At 46.2% G+C, this 18,588-nt stretch carries 20 protein-coding genes; 19 read left to right on the forward strand and 1 reads right to left on the reverse strand.

The features are described from left to right. Window positions 1–11: 11 nt before the first annotated feature. The 7 genes from ylqF (at window position 12) to nagA (ending at window position 5,308) form a co-directional block, all read left to right on the forward strand. Window positions 12–863 carry a ribosome biogenesis GTPase YlqF gene (ylqF, locus tag ACZMB2_RS02965; protein ID WP_487595430.1) on the forward strand — a complete coding sequence of 284 codons (852 nt, stop codon included), beginning with the start codon at window positions 12–14 and terminating at the stop codon, window positions 861–863. A gap of 28 nt (window positions 864–891) precedes the next feature. Next, window positions 892–1,446: a signal peptidase I gene (lepB, locus tag ACZMB2_RS02970; RefSeq protein ID WP_487595431.1), complete on the forward strand. Its 555-nt coding sequence runs from the start codon at window positions 892–894 to the stop codon at window positions 1,444–1,446. After that, window positions 1,446–2,108: a ribonuclease HII gene (gene rnhB / locus ACZMB2_RS02975; protein WP_487595432.1), complete on the forward strand. Its 663-nt coding sequence runs from the start codon at window positions 1,446–1,448 to the stop codon at window positions 2,106–2,108. The genes lepB and rnhB overlap by 1 nt, the downstream gene beginning before the upstream one ends. Window positions 2,109–2,115: 7 nt before the next feature. Continuing rightward, window positions 2,116–2,463 (forward strand): YraN family protein, encoded by a 348-nt coding sequence (locus ACZMB2_RS02980; protein ID WP_487595433.1) that lies wholly within the window; start codon window positions 2,116–2,118, stop codon window positions 2,461–2,463. A 17-nt stretch (window positions 2,464–2,480) separates the two neighbouring features. After that, entirely contained in the window at window positions 2,481–3,326 is an 846-nt protein-coding gene (gene pgeF / locus ACZMB2_RS02985) for a peptidoglycan editing factor PgeF (RefSeq protein ID WP_487595434.1), read from the forward strand. A gap of 119 nt (window positions 3,327–3,445) precedes the next feature. After that, complete coding sequence (nagB, locus tag ACZMB2_RS02990) at window positions 3,446–4,177, forward strand: glucosamine-6-phosphate deaminase (protein WP_487595469.1); 732 nt, start codon at window positions 3,446–3,448, stop codon at window positions 4,175–4,177. A gap of 15 nt (window positions 4,178–4,192) precedes the next feature. Then, window positions 4,193–5,308, forward strand: coding sequence for an N-acetylglucosamine-6-phosphate deacetylase (gene nagA, locus ACZMB2_RS02995; protein WP_487595435.1), 1,116 nt, complete (start codon window positions 4,193–4,195; stop codon window positions 5,306–5,308). 71 nt (window positions 5,309–5,379) lie between these two features. On the opposite strand, the gene ACZMB2_RS03000 is transcribed toward nagA, so the two are convergent. After that, on the reverse strand, window positions 5,380–6,546 hold the full coding sequence (locus tag ACZMB2_RS03000) for a ribose-phosphate pyrophosphokinase (RefSeq protein ID WP_487595436.1): 1,167 nt from the start codon (window positions 6,544–6,546) through the stop codon (window positions 5,380–5,382). A 177-nt stretch (window positions 6,547–6,723) separates the two neighbouring features. On the opposite strand from ACZMB2_RS03000, the gene ACZMB2_RS03005 reads away from it, so the two are divergent. From ACZMB2_RS03005 to ilvC, 12 genes are all read left to right on the forward strand, one after another. Further along, complete coding sequence (locus ACZMB2_RS03005) at window positions 6,724–8,028, forward strand: DUF512 domain-containing protein (RefSeq protein ID WP_487595437.1); 1,305 nt, start codon at window positions 6,724–6,726, stop codon at window positions 8,026–8,028. A 17-nt stretch (window positions 8,029–8,045) separates the two neighbouring features. Further along, a complete protein-coding gene (gene der / locus ACZMB2_RS03010) occupies window positions 8,046–9,371 on the forward strand; it encodes a ribosome biogenesis GTPase Der (RefSeq protein ID WP_487595438.1) in 1,326 nt (441 codons plus the stop codon). A gap of 1 nt (window position 9,372) precedes the next feature. Beyond that, window positions 9,373–10,008, forward strand: coding sequence for a glycerol-3-phosphate 1-O-acyltransferase PlsY (gene plsY / locus ACZMB2_RS03015; RefSeq protein ID WP_487595439.1), 636 nt, complete (start codon window positions 9,373–9,375; stop codon window positions 10,006–10,008). Window positions 10,009–10,035: 27 nt separating this feature from the next. After that, on the forward strand, window positions 10,036–11,046 hold the full coding sequence (locus ACZMB2_RS03020; RefSeq protein WP_487595440.1) for an NAD(P)H-dependent glycerol-3-phosphate dehydrogenase: 1,011 nt from the start codon (window positions 10,036–10,038) through the stop codon (window positions 11,044–11,046). 31 nt (window positions 11,047–11,077) lie between these two features. Continuing rightward, window positions 11,078–11,761 carry a PspA/IM30 family protein gene (locus ACZMB2_RS03025; protein WP_487595441.1) on the forward strand — a complete coding sequence of 228 codons (684 nt, stop codon included), beginning with the start codon at window positions 11,078–11,080 and terminating at the stop codon, window positions 11,759–11,761. A gap of 70 nt (window positions 11,762–11,831) precedes the next feature. After that, window positions 11,832–12,992: a TFIIB-type zinc ribbon-containing protein gene (locus tag ACZMB2_RS03030; RefSeq protein WP_487595442.1), complete on the forward strand. Its 1,161-nt coding sequence runs from the start codon at window positions 11,832–11,834 to the stop codon at window positions 12,990–12,992. 3 nt (window positions 12,993–12,995) lie between these two features. Then, window positions 12,996–13,988 carry an SPFH domain-containing protein gene (locus ACZMB2_RS03035; RefSeq protein WP_487595443.1) on the forward strand — a complete coding sequence of 331 codons (993 nt, stop codon included), beginning with the start codon at window positions 12,996–12,998 and terminating at the stop codon, window positions 13,986–13,988. A 13-nt stretch (window positions 13,989–14,001) separates the two neighbouring features. Further along, the gene (locus ACZMB2_RS03040) at window positions 14,002–14,403 is read left to right on the forward strand and encodes a hypothetical protein (protein WP_487595444.1); all 402 of its coding nucleotides are present in this window, start codon (window positions 14,002–14,004) and stop codon (window positions 14,401–14,403) included. Window positions 14,404–14,414: 11 nt separating this feature from the next. After that, on the forward strand, window positions 14,415–15,287 hold the full coding sequence (locus ACZMB2_RS03045; RefSeq protein WP_487595445.1) for a homocysteine S-methyltransferase family protein: 873 nt from the start codon (window positions 14,415–14,417) through the stop codon (window positions 15,285–15,287). Window positions 15,288–15,289: 2 nt separating this feature from the next. Continuing rightward, on the forward strand, window positions 15,290–16,885 hold the full coding sequence (locus ACZMB2_RS03050) for a CotH kinase family protein (RefSeq protein WP_487595446.1): 1,596 nt from the start codon (window positions 15,290–15,292) through the stop codon (window positions 16,883–16,885). Between the two features lie 70 nt (window positions 16,886–16,955). Next, window positions 16,956–17,495 carry an acetolactate synthase small subunit gene (gene ilvN, locus ACZMB2_RS03055; protein ID WP_487595447.1) on the forward strand — a complete coding sequence of 180 codons (540 nt, stop codon included), beginning with the start codon at window positions 16,956–16,958 and terminating at the stop codon, window positions 17,493–17,495. Window positions 17,496–17,527: 32 nt separating this feature from the next. Then, window positions 17,528–18,544, forward strand: a complete 1,017-nt coding sequence (gene ilvC, locus ACZMB2_RS03060) for a ketol-acid reductoisomerase (protein WP_487595448.1) — start codon at window positions 17,528–17,530, stop codon at window positions 18,542–18,544. The last annotated feature ends 44 nt before the right edge of the window (window positions 18,545–18,588 follow it).

Below are 18,588 nucleotides of genomic sequence, written 5' to 3' on the forward strand. Positions count from 1 at the left end.
GGAGCAGACATATGAATATTCAATGGTATCCGGGACATATGACAAAAGCCCGGAGAATGATGCAGGAAAATATTAAGCTGATAGATCTGATTATTGAGCTTGTAGACGCAAGGGCGCCTCTTTCCAGCCGTAATCCGGATATTGATGATCTCGGGAAAGGAAAGGCGAGACTGATTCTTCTGAATAAAGCGGATCTGGCCAGTGAACGGGCCAATGATGCGTGGGCAGCGTATTTTCGGGAGAAAGGCTGCTTTGTAGTAAAGCTGGATTCCAGAAGCAAGAATGGCATGAAGGAAGTACAGACAGTCATCCAGGATGCATGTAAGGAAAAGACGGAGAGAGACCGTAAGAGAGGAATTCTGAATCGTCCGGTACGAGCTATGGTAGTTGGAATTCCGAATGTAGGAAAATCCACGTTTATTAACAGTTTTGCAGGGCGAGCCTGTGCAAAAACCGGTAATAAGCCGGGAGTGACAAAAGGAGCACAGTGGATCCGCCTGAATAAGCAGGTAGAACTTCTGGATACTCCAGGAATCTTATGGCCGAAATTTGATGATCAGCAGGTAGGGCTTCGTCTGGCAATGTTAGGTTCTGTGAATGATGAAATTTTGAATCTGGAAGAACTGGCAGTAGAATTGGGAGAATTTCTTCTGGCACATTTTCCGGCAGCTCTGGAGGAACGTTATAAGATTACAGTAGCGGAAGGTATGAAAAAAGAGGAAATTCTTCCGGCAATTGCAGCGGCAAGAGGATGTCTTTCTAAAGGCGGCGAAGCGGATCTTGCAAAGGCGGCTTCCTTCCTGATGGATGATTTCCGCAGCGGAAGACTGGGAAAAATTACCCTTGAGTTTCCGAATAAATAAAAAACTGATAAGTGGAAGAGGTAGAAGAATGAGTGCAGAGGAAAAAGGACGTGGTCTGGTGCGGGAGATCTTAAGCTTTCTGCTCTATGTAGCAGTGGTAGTGGGTGTGACGTTTCTGATCATTCATTTTGTGGGACAGAGAACCTATGTAAGCGGCAGCTCCATGGAGAATACGTTAAGTGATGGCGACAATTTGATTGTAGATAAGCTGACTTACCGTTTTTCAGATCCGAAACGATACGATATTATTGTATTTCCTTATCAGTATGAAGACAATACATATTTTATCAAACGAATTATTGGGCTTCCAGGTGAGACAGTACAGATTGTGGATGGAACTATTTATATAAATGGCGAAGTGCTGGGTGAATCTTATGGAAGAGAAGTGATGAAAAATTCCGGAATGGCAGCAGATCCCATTACGTTGGGCGACGATGAGTACTTTGTTCTGGGAGATAACCGCAATGACAGTACGGACAGCCGTGATCCAAGCGTAGGAAAGATTAAACGAAATCAGATTATTGGAAGGGCATGGGTACGGATTTGGCCGCTTTCCAAGATCGGAATTTTGAGGCATCAGTAATGACGAAAAAAGAAGAACGGGAATTAAAAAAGCAGCAGAAACTGGAAGCGGAAATCGAACGGATTCAGGGCATGCTGATGTATGAGAGAGAATATGGACCGCTGGGAATCTTATGTGGTATTGATGAGGTGGGCAGAGGCCCGCTGGCAGGCCCCGTAGTGGCTGGCGCGGTGATTCTCCCGAAAGACTGTCAGATTCTATATCTCAATGATTCTAAGAAACTGACAGCCCGCAGACGGGAGCTTCTCTATGATGAAATCATGGAGAAAGCGGTAGCCGTGGGCATTGGCGTGATCAGCCAGGAAGTCATTGATGATATCAATATTTTACAGGCAACCTATGAAGCTATGCGGCAGGCTGTCGGCAAATTGAGCGTATGTCCGGATATCCTTTTGAACGATGCAGTCACCATTCCAGGACTCCCGCAGAAGCAGGTGCCTATTATTAAAGGCGATGCAAAAAGTCTTTCTATTGCGGCAGCCAGCGTGGTTGCCAAGGTGACAAGGGACCGGATGATGGAAGCACTGGATGCAAAGTATCCAGAGTATGGCTTTGCATCCAACAAAGGCTATGGATCAGCAGCTCATATGGCGGCTCTTAGGGAATATGGTCCCTGTCCGCTTCATCGGAGAACCTTTATCCGCAATATTTGTGGAGAATAAGCGGTGTATGAATAAACGGCAAACAGGCAGTGAGTATGAAGGACTAGCGGCAAAGTGGTTGGAAGGCCATGGGTATCAGATTGTAGAAAGAAACTACCGGTGCCGTCAGGGCGAGATTGACCTGATTGCGGAAAAAGATGGGTATTTGGTTTTTGTGGAGGTCAAATATCGCAGAAGCAGTGAGGCTGGTGATCCGGCGGAGGCAGTGGATTATCGGAAACAGAAAAAGATTTCCAGAGTGGCAGAGTATTATTGCTGGAAGAAGCAAAAGCTGAACCAACCCTGCCGCTTTGACGTAATCTGTGTGCTGGGACAGGAAATCCGGCACATTGTAAATGCATTTGATTACAGGTGAAAACAGGAGACGCAGAAATGATGTGGAAGAGAAAAACAGAAGCAGAAGACATGCGGCTTGTGGAGAAAAATGGCGTACCATATTTTGTGTTTGAGAATTTAGAGAACATGGGATTGGTGCGCCATGGTTTTTCTACGAGACTGGGAGGAGTCAGTGAAGGATGCTTGTCTTCTATGAATTTAAGTTTTACTAGGGGAGATGATCCGGAGAAGGTCCGGGAAAATTTCCGAAGAATGGGAATGGCCATTGGTTTTGAAACGAAAGATCTGGTGTTGTCCGATCAGACCCATACGACCAATGTGCGCCTGGTGACGGAAGCCGACAGGGGAAAAGGATTTGATCGGGAGCGGGATTACACGGACGTGGATGGCCTGATCACAGATACGCCGGGACTCATGCTTGTCACCATTTATGCAGACTGTGTGCCGTTGTATTTCGTGGATCCGGTTCATAAAGCCGTTGGCCTTTCTCATTCCGGCTGGAAGGGAACGGTTCACCGCATAGGAAAAGTGACCCTGGAGCGTATGAAGGAAGCCTTTGGGACTCGTCCAGAGGATGTACAGGCTGCCATAGGCCCGTCTATTTGTCAGGACTGCTATGAAGTGAGTGAGGATGTGGCACAGGCGTTTATGGATGAATTTGCAGATCAGCTGGATGATCGGCTTGTATACCGCAAAGGCAATGGAAAATATCAGTTGAATCTGTGGAATGCCAATGAACGGATACTCCTGGAGGCAGGTATCCGTCCGGAGCATCTTAGTATTACTAATATCTGTACCTGCTGTAATCATGAACTTTTATTTTCACACAGAGCCAGTCATGGACAGCGCGGAAATTTGGCGGCATTTCTCGGATTAAAATAAGGAAATTTTGCGAAGTGAAAATCTTCCATAGTCGTGACAAGATAGTGCCTATACAAAAAGCCAGCCAGACCCTAGAATAAAGACAGTACAAGGAAATAACTACAAGAGGGTGAAGAATGATGAAAATTATTAAAGCAAAAGATTACAATGACATGAGCCGTAAAGCAGCAAACATTATTTCTGCACAGGTAATTATGAAACCGGACTGCGTCTTGGGCCTGGCTACCGGATCTACTCCAATCGGAACCTATAAACAGCTGATCGAATGGTATGAGAAGGGTGATTTGGATTTTGGTGATGTAACAACGGTCAATCTGGACGAGTACAAGGGATTGCCCCGAGAGAATGATCAGAGCTATTTTTATTTCATGAATCATAATTTATTTGATTATGTAAATATCAATCCGGAGAGAACGCATCTTCCGAATGGCATGAATCTGAATGCAGAAGAAGAGTGTGCAAGATATGAAGAAGTGATTCGTTCTACCGGCGGTGTGGATTTGCAGCTTCTTGGCCTGGGACACAACGGACATATTGGATTCAATGAGCCGGGCGAAGCATTTGAGACGGAGACTCATTGTGTCGATCTGCAGGAGAGAACCATTGAGGCAAATAAGAGATTTTTCGCGTCCATCGACGAGGTTCCGAAGCAGGCGTATACCATGGGTATCAAGACTATCATGATGGCAAAGAAGATTCTGGTTGTTGTCAGTGGTGAGGACAAGGCAGAGACTGTAAAGAACGCATTTTTTGGACCGGTTACTCCGCAGGTTCCGGCATCTATCCTTCAGATGCATCCCGATGTAACAATTGTTGCTGATGAAGCAGCGCTGTCCAAATGCGGTCTGTAAGCAGGAGGCGGTAAGATGAAAATTATCAACGCAAAGGTATATACAGAAGAAGGTATTTTTGAAAAGAAAGACGTATATACGGACGGAGAATTGATTTCCGAGAAAAGCGGCGATGACGAAGTGCTGGATGCAGAAGGCTGTTATCTGATTCCCGGACTTACCGATATTCATTTCCATGGCTGCGTGGGACATGATTTTTGTGATGGTACGCATGAGTCCATTGAGGCAATGGCAGTGTATGAGGCATCCCAGGGAATTACCACCATTGTTCCGGCGACTATGACGCTGGGCGAGGATACTCTTCAGAAAATCTGCGAGGCAGCAGCTTCCTACCGAAACGAAAAAGGGGCAACTCTCTGTGGTATCAACATGGAGGGACCATTCATTGCCATGGCAAAAAAAGGTGCCCAGAATGGAGATTTCGTACACAAGCCGGACGCAGAGATGTTCCGGAGATTGAATAAAGCATCCGGCGGCATGGTGAAGCTTCTTGCCATCGCACCGGAAGTGGATGGAGCAAAAGAATGCATTGAAGCACTGAAAGACGAAGTAGTTCTTTCCGTAGCGCATACGACTGCCGATTATGAGGAGGCATCCGAGGCATTTGAACATGGCGTTCATCATGTGACTCATCTTTATAATGCCATGTCAGGACTTTCTCATCGCGCACCGGGAGTGGTAGGGGCGGCTGCGGATCATGAGAAGGTGGAAGCAGAAATGATCTGCGATGGCATCCACATTCATCCGGTAACGGTAAGACAGACTTTTAAGATGTTTGGAGATGACCGGATTATCCTGATCAGTGATTCCATGGAAGCGACCGGTATGCCGGACGGCGAATACGCACTGGGTGGTCAGAAGGTCATCAAGACCGGTAATCTGGCAGCACTGGAAGATGGTACGATTGCAGGCTCCGCAACGAACCTGATGGATTGTGTGCGGGTAGTTGTACAGAAGATGCGGATTCCGCTGGAAAGCGCAGTCAAATGTGCGGCAGTTAATTCTGCAAAATCTGTGGGAATCTATGACCAGTACGGAAGCATCACGCCGGGCAAGATAGCCAATCTGGTGCTTTTAAAAGAGGATGATTTAAGTACGGTACAGGTTATCCTGAAAGGAAAGAAATTGTAAATCCGAAAAAGAAAATAAAAGAAAAAAGAGACAGGACTCTTCGCGGTGAAGAGATCCTGCCTTTTTTATTCCTATTTCATGCGTTCCAGCACTCTCTGAATACGCTCGGTTGGATCGTTGACGTGTCCGGTAGACACATCGTGATTGATACAGTCGATGATAGCCGCCAGGAATTTGGTCATATTCGCTTCCGTGTAATAAGGACGGGAAAGCAATTCCGGTGACTGGTAAATCAGATTGGTGGTGATCACATGGCTGATATAGCCTTTCTCATAATACTCATCAAATTTCTCCAGTCCGTCGGTGAAGAGGCCAAAAGCAGCGCAGACGAAAACGCGTTTTGCACCGCGGTTTTTAATCTGATGTGCAACGTCCAGCATACTTTCTCCGGAGGAGATAATGTCGTCGATAATGATGACATCTTTACCGTGCAGATCGTCGCCGAGAAACTCATGGGCAACGATGGGGTTCTTTCCATTGACAATAGTGGAGTAATCACGGCGTTTGTAGAACATACCCATATCCACACCAAGAACACCTGCAAAGTAAACGGCACGTTCCATAGCACCCTCGTCCGGGCTGATAACCATCAAATGATCTTTATCGATTTTTAAATCCGGTGCTGCTTGGGTGAGTGCTTTGATATACTGATAATGAGGATTGAAACTGTCAAATCCATACAATGGAATGGCATTGCAGACACGGGGATCATGGGCATCAAAGGTGATAATGTTGGAGACCCCCATATCAATCAGCTCCTGTAATGCGAAGGCGCAGTCCAGGGATTCGCGCTGGGTTCTTTTGTGCTGCCGACTTTCATAGAGGAAGGGCATCACTACATTGATACGGCGGGCCTTTCCGTTTGCAGCAGAAATGATACGTTTGATATCCTGATAATGATCATCCGGAGACATATGATTTTCGTGACCACATACATTGTAAGTCAGGCTGTAATTAGTTACATCTGCAAGAATGAACAGATCAGCACCGCGGACGGATTCATAGAGAATTCCCTTGGCCTCTCCGGTACCAAAGCGGGGGCACGCACTTTTCAGAAGATAGGAATCTTCGTGATAGCCGTGAAAGTTCGGTGTATTCTGGAAATCCTGATTTCCTTTTTCGCGGAATTCTACCAGATATTGATCTACTCTCTGCGCCATATCGAGGCAGCCTTCCAGCGCAACCACTTTTAACGGGGCAATGGGAAGAATACTCTCATAGGAATAATTTTCAGACATAATTTTCCTCCAGTCTTTTATGTAAAACCATTACTTCATTTATATCATTTTCACACAGTACCAGTCAAGTCATATAGTTGCAATTTGTTAGCAAATCCTGTATAGTAGAAAACAAAGAATGCCTGTAATGGGCATTCTGACTGGACGTAAAAAGAAGGACAAGGTGAATATAGATACATGGAACATATTGTAAGCGCAGTAGCACCGGGAAGTATTGCCGAAGAACTGGAGATTGAGCCTGGTGATGTACTGGTATCGGTGAATGGTCAGGAACCGGAGGATGTTTTTGATTACCGGTATTTAATGAATGAAGAAGAAGTACTTGTTGTGATTCGTAAGCCGGATGGCGAAGAGTGGGAACTGGAGATTGAAAAAGAATACGAAGATGACCTGGGAATGGAATTCGAAAATGGTCTGATGGATGATTACCGTTCCTGCAGAAATAAATGTATGTTCTGCTTTATAGACCAGTTGCCGAAAGGTATGCGGGACACTTTGTATTTTAAGGATGACGATTCCCGTCTGTCATTTCTACAGGGAAATTATCTGACGCTCACCAATATGAATGAGCATGATCTGGAGAAAATTATCTATTACAAACTTTCCCCTATTAATATTTCTTTTCAGGCGACCAACCCGGAACTTCGCTGCAAAATGCTTCATAACCGGTTTGCCGGAGATATTATGGACAAGGTACAAAGACTCAAAGCGGCAGGTATTGTCATGAATGGACAGATTGTTCTTTGTCGTGGTGTGAATGACGGGGAGGAACTGGATCGATCTATTCGGGATCTGGTGACGCTTATGCCGGAACTCCAGAGTGTATCGGTGGTGCCGGTAGGACTGACCAGATATCGTGATGGCCTGTATCCGCTGGAACCTTTCACGAAGGAAGATGCCTGCAGGGTTCTGGACTTGATTCATAGCTGGCAGGAAAAACTGGTAAAGGAATATGGAACGCATTTTATTCATGCGGGGGATGAATGGTATATTCTTGCAGAACGTTCTATGCCGGAAGAAACGACGTATGATGGCTATCTTCAGCTGGAAAATGGTGTCGGTATGGTACGGCTTCTGAAAGAAGAAGTGGATGCATGTCTCGCAGATCTTCCGGGGGATGACAGAAAACGAAAAGTGACCATTGCTACCGGAGAACTGGCAGCACCATATCTCAGGGAGCATGTAGCGTCTATCCGGGGGAAATACCCAGGTGTGGAAGCACAGGTCATTACAGTGAAAAATGAGTTCTTTGGCGGGAAGATTACGGTTGCCGGGCTTTTGACCGGGCAGGATCTGGTGAATCAGCTGAAGGGAAAAGATCTGGGAGAGGAGCTGTTGCTTACGACGAATATGCTCAAGAGTGATGAACCGGTATTTTTAGATGACATGACAGTTGAGCAGTTACAAACTGCTTTACAAATCAAAGTATCCATAGTAGAATCAAGCGGAAATGATTTTGTAAATTGTATTTTAAACAAATAGAGAGAAAGAGGTAAGACATGAGCAGACCTGTAGTTGCAATTGTAGGGCGCCCGAATGTGGGAAAATCCACACTGTTCAATGCCCTTGCAGGAGAAAATATTTCGATTATTAAGGATACGCCGGGTGTTACCCGCGACCGTATTTATGCAGATGTAAACTGGTTAAACCATTCCTTCACATTGATTGATACCGGTGGTATTGAGCCTGACAGCAGTGATATTATTCTGGCACAGATGCGTGAGCAGGCGCAGATTGCCATTGATACGGCAGATGTAATTATTTTTCTGGTAGATGTCCGTCAGGGACTTCAGGATGCAGATTCCAAGGTGGCAGATATGCTGCGCCGCTCCCATAAGCCGGTGATTCTGGTTGTGAACAAAGTAGACAGTTTCCAGAAATTCATGGCAGATGTCTATGAGTTTTATAATCTGGGAATCGGTGATCCGGTACCTGTATCTGCGTCTTCCCGTCTGGGAATTGGTGACATGCTGGATGAAGTAGTGAAACATTTTCCGGAGGAATCTGAAGAACAGGAAGAGGATGACCGCCCGAAGGTTGCTGTAGTCGGGAAACCGAATGTTGGAAAATCTTCCATCATCAACAAACTGACCGGTGAGAACCGGGTGATTGTATCTGATATCGCAGGAACCACCCGTGATGCCATTGATACGGATATCTGCTGGAATGGAAAAGAATATGTTTTCATTGATACAGCAGGATTAAGAAGAAAGAATAAGATTAAGGAAGAACTGGAGCGTTACAGTATTATCCGTACGGTAACTGCTGTAGAACGTGCCGATGTGGTCGTTGTTGTGATTGATGCCAAGGAGGGGGTAACAGAACAGGATGCGAAAATTGCTGGAATTGCCCATGAGAGAGGAAAGGGCATCATTGTTGCAGTCAACAAATGGGATGCCATCGAGAAAAATGATAAAACCATCTATGAATTTACCCGAAAGGTAAGAGAAGTTCTGTCTTTCATGCCTTATGCGGAAATTTTGTTCATTTCAGCGGTCAGCGGCCAGCGTCTTCCGAAGCTGTTTGAAACCATTGATATGGTGATTGAGAACCAGACTCTCCGCGTACAGACAGGAGTACTCAACGAGATTGTGACGGAAGCAGTTGCCATGCAGCAGCCGCCTTCAGATAAAGGTAAGCGCCTGAAGATTTACTATGTAACTCAGGTATCGGTAAAACCACCGACCTTTGTTGTGTTTGTTAATGATAAAGAACTGATGCATTTCTCTTATGTGAGATATCTGGAAAACAAGATCCGTGAAGCGTTTGGCTTTAAGGGAACTTCTTTGAAATTCATTATACGTGAGAGAAAGGAATCAGACTGATATGGAACGCATCGTATGTCTGGCGATCGGATATCTGTTCGGAATATTCCAGACCGCATATATCTATGGAAAAATGAACGGAATTGATATCCGGGAATACGGAAGTGGTAATGCGGGAACTACCAATGCCCTTCGTGTCCTCGGAAAGAAAGCAGGAGTGATCGTGCTCCTGGGAGATGTGGCAAAAACAGTGCTTGCTGTTGTTCTGGTAAAAGTTATTTTTGCACGGACTCATGGTGACATGCTTCCGCTGCTAGGTATGTATGCTGCTGCCGGAGCTATACTGGGACATAATTTTCCGGTACAGCTGGGATTCCGCGGCGGCAAAGGCATTGCCTGCACAGCAGGACTGGTGCTGACGTTGGGACCAATCGTGACGATTCTGGAGGCAGCCACCTTCCTTCTGACAGTAGGACTGACCAGATATGTATCCCTGGGATCCATTTTGGTAGTCATTGAGCTGGTCATAGATATTGCTGTTCTTGGACAGAGAGGGTATTATGGAATGAGTCAGGGACATTTACTGGAATTTTATCTGGTGTGTACAGCACTTTCCCTGATGGCCATTTATCGTCACAGAACGAATATCAAACGCCTGTTAAGCGGAACAGAAAATAAAATTTTTCAGAAAAAATAATGGTTTTGGCGGAGAGGAGATTGAGCTATGGCAAAAGCAGGAGTCATCGGCTCAGGAAGCTGGGGAACAGCTCTGGCGAGAGTCTTAAGCAAAAACGGACATGAAGTGACGTTGTGGTCCAGACGGGAAGAAGAATCCCGCATGCTCAGAGAGGAGCGGGAAAACAAGTCAAAGCTTCCGGGGGTAAAACTTCCGGATGACATTCTATGTACTACGGATCTGGAACAGACCGTAGAGGGAAAAGATATTCTTGTACTGGCAACGGCATCCCCGTCCATCCGCAGCATGGCAAAAAAAATGGCGCCGTACGTGGCAGCGGGACAGCTTATTGTGGATGTGTCAAAGGGAATTGAAGAAAGTACACTGATGATCCTGACAGATGTGATTGCGCAGGAGATCCCACAATGCCGGGCAGCAGTCCTGTCCGGACCGAGCCATGCGGAAGAAGTGGGAAGAGACATTCCCACCACTGTGGTAGCAGGAGCAAAAGACCGGGAGACAGCGGAGTACATTCAGAATCTCTTTATGAATAAGGTATTTCGTGTTTATACCAGTCCGGATATGTTAGGCATTGAACTGGGTGGTGCACTGAAAAATGTTATTGCGCTGGCGGCAGGAGCTGCAGATGGACTTGGTTGTGGGGACAATACCAAGGCAGCACTGATCACCAGAGGAATTGCGGAGATGAGTCGTCTGGGTGTGGCCATGGGTGGACATATCGAGACCTTTAACGGTCTGACAGGTATCGGTGATCTTATTGTTACCTGTGCCTCCATACACAGCCGGAACCGGCGGGCAGGTATTCTCATCGGTCAGGGGAAGACGATGCAGGAAGCCATGGATGAAGTGAAGATGGTAGTGGAAGGTGTCAATTCTGCAAAAGCAGCAAAGACACTGGCAGAAAAATATGGAATTGATATGCCGATTGTACAGGAAGTCAATCAAGTACTGTTTGAAGATAAACCGGCAAGGGAAGCCCTGGCAGACCTGATGCTTAGAGATAAGAAAATTGAGCACCCGGAACTGCCATGGAAATAAATAATTTACTCACATGAAGGAGGACAAGGGAATGGCAGGAATTATGAAAAGATTTGGGGATATTATGTCTGCGAACCTGAATGCATTACTGGACAAGGCAGAGGACCCGGAGAAGATGGTAGATCAGTATCTGCGCAATCTGGAAAGTGATCTTGGAAAGGTAAAAGCTGAGACTGCAGCTGTGATGGCAGAGGAGACAAAATGCAAACGCCAGCTGGATGAGTGTAATGAAGAGATTGCGAAGATGCAGCGTTATGCAGAAAAGGCCATTGTGGCTGGAAATGACAATGACGCCCGCCAGTTCCTGGAGAAAAAGCAGCAGCTCACATCCAAACAGGATGCACTTCAGAAATCTTATGACCTTGCACATAGTAATGCTGTGAAAATGCACGAGATGCATGATAAACTGGTGAAAGACATCAGTGATCTGAATGCCAGAAAAGATGCGATCAAAGCGAAAATGGCAGTTGCCAAGACGCAGGAGAGACTGAACAAGATCGGAAGCTCCGCAGCAGGTGCACAGAATAACATGTCTGCATTTGCAAAGATGGAAGAAAAAGCAGACCGTATGCTGGATCAGGCCAATGCAATGGCTGAACTGAATGCAGAAAAAGAAGACGATATTGACAGTCTTGCGGCAAAATATGATGATGATGGAGCCGGATCCGCAGTAGATGATGAACTGGCTGCATTAAAAGCAAAAATGGGATTATAAGAGTCAGACTGCCGCAGAGAATGTCTTTGCGGCAGTTTCTGTACAGAAATAAAACGCGAGAGGAAAAACCGTGGGAGAAATCTACTATTGTAAAAACTGTGGTGGCGTCATGGAATTTGATGTTGCCACTCAGTCTTTGAAATGTCCGAACTGCGGGACAGAAGAAAAAATTGAGGCAAACCGTCAGACGGTAAAGGAACATAAGCTGACAGATTATGCAAAAAGAACGGTGAAGGCAGGAGAAAAGAAATCATCCACCATGCAGTGTCCATCCTGCGGAGCGATGGTGGAAGTGGAAGCAACCAGCACGGCAAAAGACTGCCCGTATTGCGGTACACCTTTTGTACTGGCAGATAAACAGATTGCTGGCATTCGACCCGATGGAGTTGTCCCTTTCCAAATTGACAAAAACAAAGTAGGAGAATGCTTCCGTAAATGGATGAAAGGAAGATGGCTGGCTCCTGGAGAGTTAAAGCACTTGTATCAGCAGGACAAATTGCAGGGAATTTATATTCCTTATTGGACATTTGATGCAGATGCGAAAGTAGATTATCGCGCAGAAGGTGGTCGAGACCGTCAGGTGACGAGAAAAGATAAAGATGGCAAGACCTATACAGAAGTAGTAACGGACTGGTATCCGGTAGCAGGCCATGTCAATCATTTTTTTGATGATGTGCTGATTCATGCATCCAATCATCTGGATGAAAGTCTCATAGAGGGAATTGAGCCGTTCAATACCATGGATATTCCGGCTTATTCCCCGGATTATCTGTCCGGATACAGCTCGGAGATTTATACAGTGGATCTGAAGGATGCGCACCGCGCGGCAAGAACAAGAATGAGTGCGGCCCTTTACAGTATGGTTGAACAGGATGTGTTGCGACGTTATGATCATGTGCGAAGTATTCGCATGGATGAGCATTATGATGCAGAAACCTATAAGCACGTGTTGCTTCCAGTCTATTCCACTGCTTATCGATATAAAAACAAGACCTATACGGTGCTGATTAATGGACAGACCGGGCGGGTGAAGGGCGAGTATCCGAAGAGTGTAGCGAAGATTACATTGATAATCCTTCTGGTACTGGCAATTATTGGTATGTTCTTCCTGGCAACATCTGGCGGCGAGGAAGATTATGGCCTGCAGAAGAATGAGACGGAGACGGTCTGCGAATATGAGGCAGATGAATTGACGCCTGCAGAATACATATGGATACAGGAGGTATCATAGAATATGGGTTTATTTGGAAATCAGTTTGCCAATGTGGTAGAGTGGGAAGAATACAGAGATGATGTGCTGTTCTGGAAATGGAGCAACCGGGAAATCAAAAAAGGCAGCCGCCTGATTATCCGTCCGGGGCAAGATGCAATTTTCCTGTACAACGGAAAAGTAGAGGGTATTTTTACAGATGAGGGAAGCTTTGACATCGAGTCTGAGATTATCCCGTTCCTGTCTACCTTAAAAGGCTTCAAATTTGGCTTTAACAGCGGAATCCGCGCGGAAGTGCTGTTTATCAATACCAAAGAAGTGACCGTGAAATGGGGTACCAAGAATCCTATTAACATTCCGGCACCGGGACTTCCTGCAGGTATGCCCATTCGTGCATTCGGAACTTTCTGCTGCAAGATCAGCGACCATGCGGCATTGATTGAGAAGATTGCAGGTGTGAAACAGCAGTTCACTATCGATGATGTGAAAGAGCGTGTTACTTCCATGCTGGATCAGCTTCTGATGAAATGGATTGTGCGGGAAGGCAAAGATATGTTCAACCTGCAGGCCAATTCCTTTGACATTGCAAAAGGAATTCAGGAAGATCTGGATATGGAGATGATGAAGATCGGTATCAGCATTGCCGTCTTTAATATTTCCAGCTTTACCTATCCGGAAGAGATCCAGAAGATGGTAACCAAGACCGCATCCCAGAGCGTTGTCGGTGACATGGGACGTTATCAGCAGATGTCCATGCTGGACGCCATGGCAAATGGAAATGGCGGCGGCCGTACGGCGTCTGATATGGCAGGCATGGCCATGGGCATGATGATGGGCCAGCAGATGGCGGGTCAGATGCAGCAGAATTTTGCAGGTCAGCAGGCACAGCAGCAGGCGGCCCCGGCTTCTTCCGGCAATACGGCAGCCCCGGCAGGCGGATGCAAATTCTGTCCGGAATGCGGTACAAAGACAGAGGGTATGAAATTCTGTCCGAACTGCGGAAAAAAACTGATGTAAGAAGGAGAATGATATGAAACAGAAAGGAAATCCTTTGGCACAGTTTTTGATCGGACTTGCAATGTTAGTATCTGGTGGTTACTGGTTCTTATCCAGTGTGGCGGTACATACAGCATTTTATAGCCTAAGACTTGGCGGTATGCGGCTGAACGGTGGTTTAGTGGTAGTGCCATTTATTGTTGGCGTAATCTGGATTTGTGTAAATACCGATTCATTTGGGGCAAAACTCCTGACAGGAGCCGGATTTTTGATGATTGTGGCATCTGTCATTGCGGGAACAGAGTTTGTGTTCCGTTATACCAGTCTGTATAATTATTTGATTATGCTGGTGCTGATGTTCGGAGGAGCAGCATTGATTTTGAAAGTATTGTGCCATGATCCGGAGAAAAAGAAGAAAAAAGACAAGGAAAGTTGAGGCAGAATAAAATGACCAGAGAAGAATTTCGCGTATTAGTAGAAGAGAAAGGACCGGTGATTCTGGATGGAGGAACCGGTTCCTGTTTGAGAAAGATGGGAATGCCGGTAGGTGTCAGTACAGAGCAGTGGGTCTATGAACATCCGGAAGAGATTGCCCGTCTGCAGAGAGAATATGCGGATGCCGGATCAATGGTCATCTATGCCCCGACCTTCGGTGCCAACAGAGAGACCCTGAAAGGTATGGGACTGGAAGCAAATGTGGAGGTCCTGAATCGGGAACTGGTAAAGCGGACCAAAGCGAATGTCGGAGACCGGGTGCTGATTGCCGGTGACATGTCCACGACCGGAAAAGGGCTGGAGCCTTATGGTCCCATGACTTATGACAGTATGATGGAGATCTACAAGGAACAGATTACGCTGTTGGCCGAAGCAGGAGTAGACCTTCTGGTGGCAGAAACCCTGTTGTCTCAGGATGAAGCAACTGTGATCTGTGATGCGGCAAGGGAGGTTTGTGATCTTCCACTTATTATTTCCTTCACCTGTGAAGGAGACGGCACCCTTTATTTTGGCGGTACCGTATTTGAAGCAGCTGCGACTATGGAAGCCATGGGGGCAGCTGCAGTGGGGGTTAACTGTTCTGTCGGGCCGGATCAGTTATCTGCAGTTATCAGTCAGCTTCATGAAACCGTATCCATCCCGGTGGTGGCAAAACCCAATGCCGGTATGCCGACCATTACAGAGACCGGAGAGGCTGTTTACAGTATGAAGAAAGAAGAATTTACACGACACCTGCTTCATCTGAGAGACTGCGGAGCATCTGTGATCGGCGGATGCTGTGGGACAACTCCGGAATATATTGCTGATGTGAAGAAGAATCTGTAAGTATGAAGAAAAAAATAGTATTAGTAAGCAGTGTTCTGATATTCTGCATCTTTGTGTGGGCGGCAGCCATGCATCATACGTCTTCGGTGATGGATGTCTCCAGAATATCGGAGCAGGCTTATCAGAAAATCCGGGATAAACGGACAGAGATGGTGGATCCTTCCAGAGCGAAGCTTTTTGTCAATGGAGTGGAAGCTGCCTGGGAACAGACAGAAGGGCGGTATTATATTTCCCAGAGCCTGTCGGAAGGATACTGGAAGGGTGTCCTGACCGCCCAGGTGGACGGTCAGGAGGTCTCTGCTGTATTTGAAGAAAATGATGGATTCCAGGATCTGAATCACTCTATTCAAGAGGGAACAGTTTTCTATTGCCTAGTATACACGGATTCGGAATATGCGGAAATACCGGTGCTGTTTACCGGAATGCCGATGCTGAGCATTGACGGAACTATGGGAGAGGATGGCACCACCATCCGGCTGCTGGATCCGGTCTTTGCTCCTTCTGGTGAATATGATGTGCTGGACAGCCATGCTTATTATAATATCCGTGGAAATGCCAGCAAGCGGTTTGAAAAGATTGGCTACCGCCTGGATCTTCTGAATGATGATGGAAGTACAGACCGAAAAGAGTCCCTCCTTGGTATGCGTAAGGACAATAACTGGCAGCTGAAGGCTATGTATTCTGACCGGAGCAAACTGCGTGATAAGCTGTCTATTGAATTGTGGAACCAGATTGCGGACCGGACGGAGACGAAGACGGATGCCGGCTGTAAGATGGAATATGTGGAATTGGTATTGAATGGAGAGTATCAGGGACTTTACGGGTTGGTGGAACCCACGGATTATAAATCCTTAAATCTTGACAAAACCAAAGATCTGATCTACAAAGTGGGAAATGATGAGTGGCCGGATGATGATCTTTTTGCGGAGAGCAATGCATCCCAGTCTTTCTCCTGCGGTGGAATTAATATTAAAAAGGGTGGAAAAGACTGGTATGATGGAATCTGGACACCCTTTCAGACATTCTGGAACAGCGGTTACAATATGGAGTCAGAGTCGGATCTTGCGACACTCTACCGTTGTATTGACCGGCAGAATTTTATTAACTACGACCTCTATTACAATGCCATTGCAGGTATGGATAACCGGTTCAAAAATATTTTTTACAGTACCGAGATGCATGCAGACGGTACTTTTACGATTCGCCGAATCCCTTGGGACCAGAACTATTCCTGGGGAGATGATTTTGAACAGGGAGAGGACAAGGATATTAAGAATATCCGTTACAATCCTGAATTAACGACTCGATGGCTGAACGAAGAGGTGTTCCGGAATATGCAGGCCTTTGATACTGCACTCCCGGAGGATATGAAAACAACATGGGACAGTTGGAGAGCAGATTTTCTGACGGAAGATTACTGGAAATCATATGCCCGGGAACAGATGAAATATCTGGTGGAATCCGGTGCATTTGGAAGGGACACGGCGCGCTGGCCGGACAGTGAGAATGTGGAAGGCACGACGGAGATTGAAGCCTATATTGATACAAGATTTACTTTTCTTGATAATTATTTGGCGGATTTGACGATCAATAATTGACAAAGCTATGTATCATTGATAAAATGTGATGATATAAGATTTGAATTACAGACAGAAAGCAGGGGTATAGATGCAAAAAGTAGTTTTTTCGATTCTGGTAGATAATACATCCGGTGTTTTAAGTCGTATTGCCGGTCTCTTCAGCCGCAGAGGTTATAATATTGACAGCCTGACGGTTGGTGTGACAGCGGATCCCCGTTACTCCCGGGCGACAGTGGTTACAACCGGTGACCACAACATTCTGGATCAGATCGAAAAGCAGCTGAATAAGCTGGAAGATGTGGTGGATATTAAAAGACTGGAGCCGGACAGCTCCGTATGTCGGGAACTTCTTCTGGTAAAGGTACTCTGTAATGAACAGAATCGCCAGAACATTATTTCCATCGCTGATATTTTTAGGGCTAAAATCGTAGATGTTTCCATAGAGTCACTGGTGATCGAACTTGTCGGAAGCCAGTCAAAGCTGAGTGCATTCCTTCGTATGTTAAAGGATGTTGAGATTCTTGAACTTGCACGGACCGGTCTTACAGGTCTGTCCAGAGGAACCTTCGACGTAAAGATGTATGGGGAAGACGGACAGCTGATGGACTATGATTTTATGCAGAAATAAAGCAAACACATACAAGGATGGAGGAAAAGAAAATGGCAAAGATTTACTATCAGGAAGATTGTAATCTTGCAGCTCTGGAAGGTCAGACAATCGCAGTTATCGGTTACGGCAGCCAGGGACACGCACAGGCATTAAACGCAAAGGAGTCCGGATGCCATGTAATTATTGGACTTTATGAAGGCAGCAAATCCTGGAAGAGAGCTGAGGAGCAGGGATTTGAGGTATATACTGCAGCAGAGGCAGCTAAGAAAGCAGACATCATCATGGTTCTGATTAATGATGAGCTTCAGGCAGCTATGTATAAAAAGGATATCGAGCCGAACCTGGAAGAGGGCAACATGCTGATGTTCTCCCATGGATTCAATATTCATTTTAATCAGATCGTACCGCCGAAATATGTTGACGTTACCATGATCGCACCGAAGGCTCCGGGACACACTGTAAGAAGTGAGTATCAGGCAGGAAAAGGAACTCCGTGTCTGGTAGCTGTTCATCAGGATGCAAGTGGCAAAGCTCTTGAGAAAGCTTTGGCATATGGCCTGGCAATCGGTGGAGCAAGAGCAGGTATTCTGGAGACTACATTCCGTACCGAGACTGAGACCGACCTGTTCGGTGAGCAGGCAGTTCTCTGCGGAGGCGTATGTGCACTGATGCAGGCAGGATTTGAGACTCTGGTTGAGGCTGGATATGATCCGAGAAATGCATACTTCGAGTGCATTCATGAGATGAAACTGATCGTTGACCTGATTTATCAGTCTGGTTTCGAGGGCATGAGATATTCTATCTCCAACACCGCTGAGTATGGCGATTACATCACCGGACCGAAGATCATCACCGAGGATACCAAGAAGGCTATGAAACAGATCCTGAAAGACATCCAGGATGGTACTTTCGCAAAAGACTTCCTTCTGGATATGTCTCCGGCAGGCGGACAGGCTCACTTCAAAGCTATGAGAAAACTGGCTGCAGAGCATCCGTCAGAGAAGGTTGGTAAAGAGATCCGTAAGCTGTACAGCTGGAACGGAGAAGGAAAACTTCTGGACAACTAAGATTTTTGAGGCCGCTACGGCACGGAGCACCTGCGGGTACTCCG

The sequence above is a fragment of the Hominiventricola sp. genome (assembly GCF_057604405.1).